At 65.9% G+C, this 12,379-nt stretch carries 10 protein-coding genes; 2 read left to right on the top strand and 8 right to left on the bottom strand.

Features of this window, described 5'->3' with window-relative positions; all coding sequences use genetic code 11:
- The 4 genes from AB4Z38_RS19255 to AB4Z38_RS19270 form a co-directional block, all read right to left on the bottom strand.
- Positions 1–2,195, bottom strand: a 2,195-nt coding sequence (locus tag AB4Z38_RS19255) for a fibronectin type III domain-containing protein (protein WP_441431187.1), incomplete at its 3' end; no start/stop codon positions are given.
- A 201-nt stretch (positions 2,196–2,396) separates the two neighbouring features.
- Complete coding sequence (locus tag AB4Z38_RS19260) at positions 2,397–3,779, bottom strand: NAD(P)(+) transhydrogenase (Re/Si-specific) subunit beta (RefSeq protein ID WP_441431188.1); 1,383 nt, start codon at positions 3,777–3,779, stop codon at positions 2,397–2,399.
- Positions 3,776–4,117 (bottom strand): NAD(P) transhydrogenase subunit alpha, encoded by a 342-nt coding sequence (locus AB4Z38_RS19265; protein WP_441431189.1) that lies wholly within the window; start codon positions 4,115–4,117, stop codon positions 3,776–3,778. The genes AB4Z38_RS19260 and AB4Z38_RS19265 overlap by 4 nt, the downstream gene beginning before the upstream one ends.
- The gene (locus AB4Z38_RS19270; protein ID WP_441431190.1) at positions 4,117–5,307 is read right to left on the bottom strand and encodes a Re/Si-specific NAD(P)(+) transhydrogenase subunit alpha; all 1,191 of its coding nucleotides are present in this window, start codon (positions 5,305–5,307) and stop codon (positions 4,117–4,119) included. Before AB4Z38_RS19270 ends, AB4Z38_RS19265 begins: the two co-directional genes overlap by 1 nt.
- A 228-nt stretch (positions 5,308–5,535) precedes the next feature.
- Between AB4Z38_RS19270 and AB4Z38_RS19275 the strand changes: the two genes are divergently transcribed.
- Complete coding sequence (locus AB4Z38_RS19275; RefSeq protein ID WP_441431191.1) at positions 5,536–5,733, top strand: hypothetical protein; 198 nt, start codon at positions 5,536–5,538, stop codon at positions 5,731–5,733.
- Positions 5,734–5,767: 34 nt separating this feature from the next.
- Here the strand turns inward: AB4Z38_RS19275 and AB4Z38_RS19280 are convergent, their stop codons facing one another.
- Complete coding sequence (locus tag AB4Z38_RS19280; RefSeq protein WP_441431192.1) at positions 5,768–6,307, bottom strand: DinB family protein; 540 nt, start codon at positions 6,305–6,307, stop codon at positions 5,768–5,770.
- 124 nt (positions 6,308–6,431) lie between these two features.
- Here AB4Z38_RS19280 and AB4Z38_RS19285 point away from each other — a divergent pair, with 124 nt between their 5' ends.
- Positions 6,432–10,094, top strand: a complete 3,663-nt coding sequence (locus AB4Z38_RS19285) for an RCC1 domain-containing protein (RefSeq protein ID WP_441431193.1) — start codon at positions 6,432–6,434, stop codon at positions 10,092–10,094.
- Between the two features lie 30 nt (positions 10,095–10,124).
- On the opposite strand, the gene AB4Z38_RS19290 is transcribed toward AB4Z38_RS19285, so the two are convergent.
- From AB4Z38_RS19290 to AB4Z38_RS19300, 3 genes are all read right to left on the bottom strand, one after another.
- The gene (locus tag AB4Z38_RS19290; protein ID WP_441431194.1) at positions 10,125–10,931 is read right to left on the bottom strand and encodes an IclR family transcriptional regulator domain-containing protein; all 807 of its coding nucleotides are present in this window, start codon (positions 10,929–10,931) and stop codon (positions 10,125–10,127) included.
- Positions 10,932–11,017: 86 nt separating this feature from the next.
- Entirely contained in the window at positions 11,018–11,716 is a 699-nt protein-coding gene (locus AB4Z38_RS19295) for a 3-oxoacid CoA-transferase subunit B (RefSeq protein ID WP_441431195.1), read from the bottom strand.
- 1 nt (position 11,717) lies between these two features.
- Positions 11,718–12,377, bottom strand: coding sequence for a 3-oxoacid CoA-transferase subunit A (locus AB4Z38_RS19300; protein WP_441431196.1), 660 nt, complete (start codon positions 12,375–12,377; stop codon positions 11,718–11,720).
- Between the last annotated feature and the right edge of the window lie 2 nt (positions 12,378–12,379).

Raw genomic sequence — 12,379 nt, forward strand, 5'->3', positions numbered from 1 at the left:
GTGGTGCCGGTGCAGGTGTCGTCCGCGGTGTGGGGCTGGTACCAGAAGGACAGCGTGGACGTCCCGGCAGCCGGCATGGTGATGGTCTGGGCCAGGTTGCTGTCCCCGAGCGGTTCGGCCCCCGATGCCAGGCCCAGGAGCGCGGAACCCGTGCCCGTGTGGGCGGCGGTGGAGGGCACGGGTGCCCTGACGCCGCCGGTGGTCCAGGACGCCAGCCCGGATTCGAAGCCGCCGTTGGTGACGCCGGGAGGCGGGGCCGCCGGCGTGACGGGGGCCGACGCCGCAGACGGTGCAGACGTTCCGACGGCGTTGCTCGCCGTCACGGTGAACGTGTAAGCCGTGCCGTTAGTCAATCCGGTGACGGTCGCCGTCGTCGAGGGCGGACTCCCGGAGACCGTCACCGGAGCCAAAGCCGTGCCACCGGACGAAGGCGTCACGGCATACGAAGTGATCGCGGAGCCGCCGTTGGCCGGCGCCGTCCACGACACCACCACCGAGGCGTTGCCCGCCGTCGCACTCACCCCGGTGGGTGCCGCAGGCGCGGTCGGAGCCGTGGGCGTGACCGGAGCCGACGCCGCAGACGGCGCGGACGTCCCGACGGCGTTCGTCGCCGTGACGGTGAACGTGTAGGCGGTGCCGTTGCTGAGCCCGGTGACGGTCGCCGTCGTCGCGGGCGGATTCCCGGACACCGTCACCGGAGCCAGGGTAGTAGTGCCCGCATGCGGCGTCACGGCATAGGAAGTGATCGGGGAACCGCCGTTGGCCGGAGCCGTCCACGACACCACCGCCGAGGTGTTGCCCGCCGTCGCGGTCACCCCGGTGGGAGCGGCAGGCGCCGTCGCGGTCACCGGGGTCACGTCGATCATCGAATAGTCGTCCGTGGTGATCGACCCGTTGGATTGGATGTTCAGTCCGTAGCTGATTCCCGAGGCGCCTGCCGGAAGGGCCGGCGTGGTCCAGGTTATCTGGGTCCAGTTACTGCTGGCGTTGAACAGCGGGCTCGCCGTCCAGTAGGTCCAGTACCCTGTTCCTGTGCGGTAATAGACCTCGAATTGGGTGATGACATTGGATTTATACCAGGCGCTGAGCTGATAGATATGGCCTGGAGTGCCCGTCGGTGAGCAACCGCCAAGGTCCAAGGCGGGCAGGAGCTTCGCGTCACCGCTGACATAACCGCTCATTGTCAGCCGTTCTGCGTTGTTGCCCGTGTGGCCCGGCGAGACCACAGAATAGCTGGGCGTGTTGGTGCCGTATCCACCTGCTGCCCAGCACAGCGGAATTCCGCTGGTGAGCGTCTCCAGGCTCGGGTTCTGGATCATGTTGGTCCCCTGTGGAGGCGGGGGCGGCACCGGCGGGCCGGAGACCAGGGGCTGGACCGCGCCACCGATTACCTGGTCAACCGTCTTCACGACAACGCTGCCCGCCGTCTGTTGTTGCGCTAGCCACGAGGCGAATTGGTTGAACAGACTGGGGCTGATGGTGAGGGTCGGATCGGTCCCCACCGCGATGTGATGGAACGTCAATTGAACCCAGCCACCGCCAGCCGCCTGCGCCCTGGTCACGGAGTTTTCAAGGTTGGACAGCGTCCATGTGCTGTCCACTTCCTCCGGCGCCGCGGTGTCATAGGGGTTGGCGGGCGGGATGGTCTCGGCAGCCGGGAGCCCGGGATCGTCCTTGCTGTAAAGGTCCCCGAGCCCGCGTGCGCTGTTGAAACCGCAATTCTTCACGATGGTCTGAACAGCAGGGTCCAAGGAAGCAAAGGGGTAGGCAAAGCTGGTGACCTTGAAGCCCATGTTTGCCAGTGCGACCCTGCCGTTGCACACCTGCCGCGTCACTTCATCCGAGGTCAGGGTGACCAAATCGGGGTGGGTGACCGTGTGCCCGGCGATCTCATTGCCGTCCGCATAGAGTTGCTGCAGGTTCGCCGACGTGAAATAGCTCGGCTGATCTATCCATCCGGAGGGGACGAAATAGGTGCCGTGAAGTCCGAGGTTCTTCAGCGTGGTTGCGGCCGTCAGCTGGTCGGCGTTGCCGTCATCGAAAGTCAGTGTAATGACGGTGTTTGCAGCCGCATGCGCCGGCAAGGCAAAACCGCTGAGCAATGCCAGGACCATCGCGGCGCACGCTCCGACCGCGGCCCAACGGGTCCCAAAGCGCCGTGTGACCGCCTGCTCATGCGTCGAGAGTTTAGCCACTCCACTCACCGTCCATTCGATGCCTGGGCAACCGTCAAGGATGGGAGCATTCCCACCCTAGGTCTTCGGCCGATGATAGGGCGTTGAAACCGGCCGCGTCTTGAGTGGGCTCACCCGGCTGGGCAGCAGCTGCGGGTCGCGATCCTGAGTGTGCTCACCCGGTTAGGCAGCATGGATACCCGGCGAGCACCCCAGGGTTGGTTAACTAAGCTTGAGCGCCTTGACCGCACTCAACACTTTGCCGAGTGATTCCTTGGCATCGCCAAACAGCAGCGTGGTCTGCGGCTCGTACATGAGTTCGTTCTCTATTCCCGCGAAACCCGGCCGCATGGACCGCTTCAGGAAGACCACCTGACGGGCGTCAGCCACTTCGAGGATGGGCATGCCGTAGATCGGCGAACCCGGAGTGGTTTTCGCGGCTGGATTGACGACGTCGTTCGCGCCGACCACCAGCGCGACGTCGGTCGTCCGGAATTCCGAGTTGATCTCGCCCATTTCCTTGAGGGACTCATAGGGCACATTGGCTTCGGCGAGCAGCACGTTCATGTGCCCGGGCATTCGACCGGCCACCGGGTGGATCGCGAAATCCACGTCGATCCCCCGCGCCTCGAGTGCGAGTGCCAGCTCCGCGGCCGTGTGCTGACCCTGCGCTACCGCGAGCCCGTAACCAGGAACGATGATGACCCGTTGCGCGTAGCCGAGAAGCACGGCGACGTCTTCCGCGCTGGAGGAGCGCACCGGGCGGTCGCTCACCGTCGTCGACCCCGCCGTCGAGCCTCCCTTGAACGCGCCGAAGAGGATACCCGCAACGCTGCGGCCCATGGCCGCGGCCATGGCCCGGGTGAGGATGGTGCCCGAGGCACCTACCAACGTGCCAGCCACCACCAAAAGCACATTGCCGAGCACCAGGCCGGAGGCTGCCACGGCCAGGCCCGTAAAGGCATTCAGCAGCGAGATAACGATCGGCACGTCCGCGCCGCCTACCGGCAGCACCAGCAACACGCCCGCTGCCAGCCCCAGCACCAAGAGCAGCAGCGCGAGCGCTAGGGAACCACTGAAAACGACGGCGACGGCGGCACCCACCGCCGCGAGCAGCACCGCTCCCATGAGGGTCGGCAGGCCAGGGAACACCACCGGGCGCGTGGTCATGAGCTCCTGCAGTTTGGAGAATGTGACGGCGGAACCTGCGAACGACACCGCCCCCACCAGCAGCGTGAAGACAATGGCCACGCGCACCCAGGGGTCCTCAGTGTGCGCGAGTTCCAGGAGTGCAACGAGCGCCGCGGCACCGCCACCCACGCCGTTGAACAGCGCCACGAGCTGTGGCATCTGCGTCATCTTGACCTGGCGCGCGACCGGCACGGCCACGCCCGAACCAACCACCATCGCGCCCAAGATCCAGGGAACGTTGTCCATTTTGACGGACATAAAGACCGTGGCGACGGCGAGCGCCGCGCCGAATGCGCCCACCAGGTTGCCCCGACGGGCGGTACGTGGCGAACTGAGTCCCCTGAGCGCGAGGATGAAACACACGGCAGCCGCGAGGTAGAGGAGCGAGGTCCACACCGGATCGATGAGGGTCATCGCGTGCGCTCCTTGGACTCGGCCTCGACGGCCGCAGATTTCCCGTCTGGGGGCACAATGCGTTTACGGCCGCGGAACATCTCCAACATGCGGTCGGTCACTACGAATCCGCCCACCAAATTGGCGGTGGCGAGGACCACGGCGAGCAAGGCGACAGCGAGGACCCAAGGGTCCGAGGCCTGCCCGGCGACGATGATCGCGCCCACCAGGATGATTCCGTGAATGGCGTTGGCCCCGGACATCAAGGGCGTGTGTAGCGTGCTTGAGACCTTGGAGACAACTTCGAAGCCCACGAAGATCGCCAAGACGGTGATGGTAAGCAGGGCGATGCCGTCCATCAGGAGACCCCCTCGTTCGCGGAGCTCACAGATTCCGCCGTCTCGGCGGAGAGCGCAGCAAGGGCCTCAGCCGTCGGACCGTGCCGCACCTCGCCGTCGTGCGTCAAGCACGCGCCCGCCACCACCTCATCGCCGAAATCCGGGACGACGGCGCCATCACAAGTCATGAGGGCCAGCAAGTTCGCGACGTTCTTCGCGTAGAGGCGCGAGGCGTCCGCTGGCATGGCAGAGGCGACATCCTTCATCCCCACCAGGGTGACCGTGCCCTGGCCGTCCGCCGTCGGTACTTGAAGATCCAGGCCAGGCACCGAGCCTTCCACATTGCCGCCGGACTCCGCGGCGAGGTCGACGACCACCGAGCCCGGGCGCATGTGCTGAACCATTTCGCGGCTCACCAGGAGAGGGGCCCGCCGTCCGGGGACCGCCGCCGTCGTGATGAGCACGTCCGCCTGGGCCACGTGCGGGGCGAGCAGCTCACGCTGCAGGGCGCCGCGGTCGGCGCTGAGCTCGCGCGCGTAACCGCCGGACGATTCCGCCGTCTCCACGTCGAGCTTGATGAAGGTGCCGCCCATGGACGCGACCTCGTCCGCCGACGCCGGCCGGATGTCGTTGGCGGACACGCGTGCACCCAGCCTCTTCGCGGTGCCGATGGCCTGCAGGCCGGCCACGCCCGCACCCAACACCAGCACGCGGGCCGGGGGAATGGTTCCGGCGGCCGTCATGTAGAGCGGGAAGAAGCGCGGGAGGCGCATTGCCGCCTCGAGCACGCAGCGGTATCCGGCCACGAGGGCCTGGGACGTGAGCGCGTCCATGGATTGTGCCCGGGAAATGCGTGGCACCAGCTCCAGTGCGAAGGAGGTCACGCCCGCCTCGGCGAGCGCGCGGACGGTGGGAAGCTCCGACGACGGCGAGGCCAGCCCTACGGTGACGGCGCCCCGGCGCAGCGCGGCCGCCGTCGCGGGTTCGAGGGGGCGGACGTGCGCGTAGACGTCCAGTCTGGCCAGATCCAAGGCGGGGACGATGAGGGCACCGGCCTGGCGGTAGTCCTCGTCGCTGTGGCCCGCGGCGGTTCCAGCTCCGCTTTCGACGACGACTTCCAACCCGAGTCCAGCCAACTGAGTGACGGTCTCCGGCGTCGCAGCCACACGACGTTCACCCTCCACGCGTTCCCGCGCTATGCCAAGTCTCACCCGCGCTCCTTTTCTGAAACCCCGTTGTCCTTCTGAACATCATTGCCCCGAGCCGTTGTTGGCTTGAGTCTAGGACGCGGAAGGCCTTGGCGGGAGTAGGGATGACGCCCCGGGCTCGATGTATGAATATCCAGACTCTGTGCGGTGTTGGCATATCCATGCATCGGAGCCGGCCATTCCCATCTTCGGGCTGCTCTAATAAGCTCGCTGTGGGCTGGGAGCCTCCAGTTGAACGCCCCGGAGGCCTACATCAAATTCAATCCGGTGTCCTATTACGAGGACGGATCGGTCAGGGACGAAGGCACGGCATCCATCCTGCGCCATTATGTGGAGGAATACTGTGCGTTCGTCGAGCGCGTCCTGGCCGCCAACGCTCCCGGGCACATCGGCGACCACCATCCGGACCACGCCAAGCTGACGCGGTAGCGGGGCGGGCGCCGGTTCGCTACGCGGCCGCGGGCTATTCCCCGGTGACCCCGTCCACCGATTCGCGGAGGAGATCTGCGTGGCCGTTGTGTCGCGCGTACTCCTCGATCATGTGCAGGACAATCCATCGCAGGCTGGGTGCCCGGCCATCGGACCAGGTGCGCGCTGCCAGCCGGCCCAGGCCGCCGTCGGCCATTGCCTCCGCGGTCAGCGAGCGGGAGCGGGACACCGTGTCCTGCCAGAGCGCCCGGAGCTGATCGGGTGAGTCCTCGGCGGCCGAGTGCCATTCCCAGTCAGGGTCGGCTTTCCAATCCACCGAGTCCCACGGGGGCTGCCGGTCCCGGTCGTGAAGGCATTGGGAAAACCAGTGCTCCTCAACGTAGGCCAGGTGCTTGAGCAGCCCGCCCAGGGTCATCGATGAGGGACCCACGGTCGTTCTCAAGCCGGGTGCATCCAGGCCCGCACATTTCCACTCGAATGTGGCTCGCTGGTAGTCCAGGAAGCCCAGCAGGGTAGCAGCCTCGTCGGCTGCGAGGGGAGGTTCCGTGCGTCCTTGCTCATCCACGTCGGTCATGGGCCGCGAGCCTACGTGCTTCAACGCGCCGTGGCAACCACGCCGGGATCCCGCAATGTGGTAATTTTCGCGAGGATCAATAGCGGCTTGCCCGTCATCGGGAGCCATGTCCTTCGGAGATTTCATGGGGTCTTTGCGTGCATGGCTGACGCGGGGTGCCACTGGTGTGGCTGGCGCAATGGGCGTCCTGCTGATGTTGTCCGGTCTTGCGGCTCCCGGCGCCGGGGCTGCCGTTACAGGCGGTTCCGCAACAGCGCCGGTCGCCGTCGTAGGGACCTCGGCGAGGCCGACGGCGGCTGGCGCTTTCATTCCGATCTCACCCGCACGGCTGCTGGACACCCGAACCGGCACGCCCGTGGGTCCGGACGGGACCGCGTCCTTCCAAGTCGGCGGGGTCAACGGGATCCCGGCATCGGTTTCGGCGGTCACCTTCAATCTCACTGTCACCGGCCCGCAATCGTTCGGCTTCATCACCGCCTACGCCTCCGGAGCCACTCGGCCGAACTCCTCCAACGTGAACTTCGCTGCCGGCCAGACCGTGCCGAACTCCGTGACAGTGCCTGTCGGCGCCGACGGCAAAGTCACCCTCTTCAACCGCTCCTCCGGCAGCACCCAGCTGATCGCCGACGTGTCCGGGTACTACCTGACTGGGACGCCGACCGTACCCGGCGCCTTCGTCCCGATAACCCCTGCCAGGCTGCTCGACACCCGCGGCAGCACGCCCGCAGGCCCGGACGGGACGGTGTCTTTCCAGGTGGGAGGCGTGGGCGGGATTCCCGCTATGGTCTCCGCGGTGAGTTTCAACCTCACCGTGGCGAATCCGACGTCGTTCGGGTTCGTTACGGCCTACGCCTCCGGAACCACGCGGCCGAACTCTTCAAACATCAACTTCGCCACAGACCAAACGGTTCCGAACTCCGTGACGGTTCCAGTCGGCGTCGACGGCAAAGTCACCCTCTTCAACCGCTCCTCCGGCAGCACCCAACTGATCGCCGACGTCGCCGGCTATTTCCTCGCCGGGACCCCGAGCGCTCCCGGCGCTTTCGTCCCGGTGACGCCGGCGCGACTCTTGGATACACGGGGCAGCTCGCCGGCAGGTCCGGACGGGACGGTGTCCTTCCGGGTGGGGGGCGTGGGCGGGATTCCCGCCAACGCCGCGGCCGCGGTTTTCAACCTCACCGTCACCGGCCCGCAATCGTTCGGGTTCATCACCGCCTACGCCTCGGGGAGCATCCGGCCGAATGCGTCCAATGTGAACTTCGCGAGCGGCCAGACTGTTCCGAGCTCCGTCACCGTCCCCGTGGGGGCCGACGGCAAGATCACCCTCTTCAACCGTTCCGACGGCGCCACCCAGCTGATCGTCGACGTCGCCGGGTACTACCTTCCCGCCGCGTCAAGCAGTTCAGCGGTCACCTGGGGCAATAACCAATCCAGCCAACTAGGCAACGGGACCACCCCTTACCTCGCCAGTCCTGCCGCCGTCGCCGGCCTCTCCGGGGTCAAATCGTTCGCCGGCGATGGATCCACCAGTTACGCCCTGCTGGCCGACGGGACCGTCCGCGCCTGGGGCAGCAACCAGTCCGGCCAGCTCGGCAACGGAACCATCAACGACAGCAGCATTCCTGTGCAAGTCCAGGGCCTCACCGGAGTCACATCGATCACGATCAACGGACGCACAGCGTATGCACTCCTCGGTGACGGGACCGTACGCGCTTGGGGCGAAAGTTCCAGCGGACAACTCGGCGGCGGGATCACCTTCAGCAGCACGCCCATCCAGGTTCAAGGCCTCGCCGGCGTCACTGCGATCACGGCCACTTATTACGGAGCATACGCCTTACTCAAGGACGGAACTGTCCGTGCTTGGGGTTCCAACTTCGTGGGTCAACTCGGCAGCGGCACCACAGGCAGCGGAAGCAGCACACCGGTCCAGGTCATCGGCCTCACGGGGGTCGCCGCCGTCATAGCCAGCGACTTCAGCGCCTACGCACTGTTATCCGATGGGACCGTCCGGACTTGGGGCGACAATTCGAGCGGGCAGCTAGGCAGCGGAACCTCCGCCAACAGCAGCAACACCCCGGTTCAAGTCCAAGGCCTCAACGCCGTCATCTCCATGGTGGCCAGCAACTACAACGGGTACGCGCTGCTGGCCGACCGAACCGTGCGTTCCTGGGGCGCGAACGGGAGCGGCCAGCTCGGAAACGGGACGACATCAGAGAGCTACACCCCGGTCCGCGTCCAGGGCATCAGCAACGTCTCGTCCATCGCGGCTGGCAAAGGCAGCGCCTACGCCGTGCTGGGCGACGGGACAGCCCGGGCGTGGGGCCTCAACCATTCCGGCCAACTCGGCAACGGGACCACCACCAACAGCACCACTGCCGTACAGCTAAGCGGCCTCACCGGAGCTGCCTCCATCACTGCTGACAAAGGGGATTCCAACAATCCGGTGGCCTATGCCGTGCTGCGTGACGGGACGGTCCGTGCCTGGGGCGCCAACCCGACGGGACAACTCGGAAACGGCACTAACGCCAACAGCAACGTCCCTACCCAAGTCACGGGTCTCACTGGAGCCACATCCATCACAACCGCAAGAGGCACCGCGTTCGCAATGCTGGCCGACGGAACCATCCGCGCCTGGGGCGACAACTACAACCACCAACTCGGCGTCACGGGCACAACGTCCTTCAGCAGCTCGCCGGTGGCCATATCGGGCTTGACCGGGGCCTTCATGGGAGCCCAAGGCCCGGGCACCATGTACGCGGCGCTAATCAACGGAACAGTGTGGGCCTGGGGCGGAAACAGTTTTGGCCAGCTCGGGAACGGCACAACAACCGATAGCAGTGTGCCCGTGCAAGTCAGCGGGCTCTCCGGAGTCGTGTCCATCACCGCCAGCGGAGGCACTGCCTACGCCTTGCTGGGCAATGGAACGGTGTGGGCGTGGGGCGACAATTCCTCCGGCCAGCTCGGCAACGCAAGCACCGGCAACAGCAGCATCCCCGTTCAAGTCCAGGGGGTCACCAGGGCCAGCTCAATCACAGCCAATGGGGACTCCGCCTACGCGGTACTGAATGACGGGACAGTCCGCGCCTGGGGCAGCAACCAGTCCGGGCAACTCGGCAACGGCACCAACGCCGACAGCAACACCCCGGTCCAGGTCCAAGGCCTCACCGGCGTCTCCTCCATCACGGCCAGTTACGGCACGGCCTACGCAGTCCTGACTGACGGGACAGTCCGTGCCTGGGGTTACAACGGCTATGGCCAGCTGGGCAACGGCACTCAGGCCAACGGAAACACCCCGGTCCAGGTCCAAGGCCTCACCGGCACCGTGTCCCTCGCAGCCAACGGTGGCACGGCATACGCGGTGATGGGCAACGCGACTGTCTGGGCCTGGGGGTTCGGCGCGTACGGCGAGCTAGGCAACGGCACCACTAGCAACAGCAACACCCCGGTCCAAGTCCAGGGCCTCACCGCAGTCACGAGCGTCACCGCGAGTGAAATCTCGGCGTACGCGGTGCTCAGCGATGGAACGGTCCGCGCCTGGGGTGCCAATTGGTATGGGCAGCTCGGGAACGGCACCACCGACAGCCGCACCCCTGTCCAGGTCCAAGGCCTCACCGGAGTGAGCTCGATGGCGTGCAACATCTACGACGCCTTCGCTGTGCTCAGCGATGGAACGGTCCGCGCGTGGGGTTACAACGCACAGGGTCAGCTCGGAAACGGCACCACCACCGACAGCAACACTCCGGTCCAAGTCCAAGGCCTGACCGGGGTGACGAGCTTGTGGCTCTAGGAGTGCGCTGAAGCCAATCGAGGGCAGCGCTCAGTGCTTAGCGGCGATATCCGCCGAAATCAACCGCGCGGTGTGAATAATTCTTTGCCGGACCGAGTCGATGTATGCCGCGGGATCAGGCTGTGCGGCGACGTTTTGAGCCTGGAGCGAGACGTTGACGGCGGCCACCACCTTGCCGGCAGCGTTGCGGACGGGCGCTGCAACGGACATGAGCCCGAGTTCCAGCTCCTGGTCCAAAACACACCAGTCCTGCCTGCGCACCCGGTCCAGCTCGGCCACCAGCTCTTCGGGGGACGTGATGGTCCGTGGCGTCAGGGCCTTGAACTCCACCGAGGACAGGTACTCATCCAGTTTCTGCTGCGGCAGGCCCGCCAGGAGCACCCTTCCCATGGACGTGGCGTAGGCGGGGAAGCGGGTGCCCACCGAGATGCCGACCGTCATGATCCGGCGCGTGGTCACGCGGGCCACGTAGAAGATGTCCGCCCCGTCCAGCACCGCGGCCGACGTCGACTCCCCCAATTTCAGGGAGAGTTCTTCAAGGTGCGGCTGCGCGAGCTGGGGCAGTGACAACGCCGACAGGTACGAATAGCCAAGTTGCAGCACCATCGCGGTGAGCGCGAAGGTCTTACCGTCCGTGCGGACATACCCCAGCTCCACCAGGGTATGCAGGAACCGACGGGCCGTGGCACGCGTCAGGTTGGTGCGCGCCGCCACTTCGCTGAGCGTCATGACGGGGTTGGCCGCGTCGAAAGCACGGATCACGGACAATCCGCGTGCCAGCGATTGCACGTACTGGTCACTGGCCTGGGGAGTTCCGGCTACTGCTGCGTCGGTCATGGTTACCCATCTTATTGGCGCGAACTGGCAGCAGGTGCCCCGTGGATGGCTTCCGGAGGGCATTTGCTGCCAGTTCGCGCTGCGTTTTAGACGCCGACGACGGCGCCAGCCGCCTTCTCGTCGAACGGCACCAACGGGACGGGGACCATCGCTTGGAGTTCTTCAAAGGTGCCGCCGAACGTCTCACGCACGGTCACGCCGTCGGGCCCTATCAGGAAGACCGCTTTGTCCGTGTACACGCGCGTCACGCAGCCCACGCCGGTGAGCGGGTAGCTGCAGTGCTCCACGAGCTTGGACACGCCCTCGCGGGTCAGGAGCGTCATCATAACGAAAACGTCCTTCGCCCCGGTGGCCAGGTCCATTGCCCCGCCGACGGCCGGGATCGCGTCCGGCGCGCCGGTGTGCCAGTTGGCGAGGTCGCCCGTGGCAGACACCTGGAACGCGCCGAGGACGCAGATATCCAGATGGCCGCCGCGCATGATCGCGAAGGAATCGGCATGGTGGAAATACGAAGCGCCGGGGAGCTCGGTGACGGGGATCTTGCCGGCGTTGATGAGGTCGCCGTCGATCTCCTCGTCCTTGGCCTCCGGGCCCATCCCGAGCATCCCGTTCTCGGTGTGGAGAGTGATGTTCTGCTCTTCTGTGAGGTAGTTGGAAACGAGCGTAGGCTGACCGATGCCGAGGTTCACAAACGAGCCCGGAGCGATGTCCCGCGCCACGAGCCGCGCGAGATCATCACGGCCCAACGGCGTAGCCGAAGTTTGCAGAGAGGTTTGGATGCTCATGTCAGGCCACCTTCACGATGCTGTTGACGTAGATTCCGGGAGTTACCACGTTCTCCGGGTCCAGGGCGCCGGTCGGGACGATCTCCGACACCTGGACGATGGTGTGCTTGGCCGCGGCGGCCATGATGGGGCCGAAGTTGCGCGCGGTCTTGCGGTAGACGAGGTTGCCCTTGCCGTCGGCCTTGAGCGCCTTGATAAGCGCGACGTCGGCGTGGATGGGCGTCTCGAACACTTGCCATTTGCCGTCGAGGAAGCGCGTGTGCTTCCCTTCCGCGAGCATGGTGCCATAGCCCGTGGGTGTGAAGAACCCGCCGATGCCGGCCCCGGCAGCCCGGATGCGCTCGGCCAGGTTGCCTTGCGGCACGAGCTCCAGTTCGATTTCCCCGGCCTTGAACTTGGCGTCGAAGTGCCAGGAATCGGACTGGCGCGGGAAGGAGCAGATCATTTTGCGGACCCGTCCTTCCTTGATGAGCAGGGCCAGGCCCTGGTCGCCCTGCCCGGCGTTGTTGTTCACCACGGTGAGGTCTGTGGCGCCGGAATCGAGCAGCGCGTCAATGAGTTCGAACGGCTGGCCCGCGTTTCCGAAGCCTCCGATCATGACGGTGGAGCCGTCCTTGATGCCGGCGACTGCTTCGCCGACCGTGTCAATGAATTTCAGCATTG

This window comes from Arthrobacter sp. 2RAF6, from assembly GCF_052115205.1.
Classification (GTDB): Bacteria; Actinomycetota; Actinomycetes; order Actinomycetales; family Micrococcaceae; genus Arthrobacter.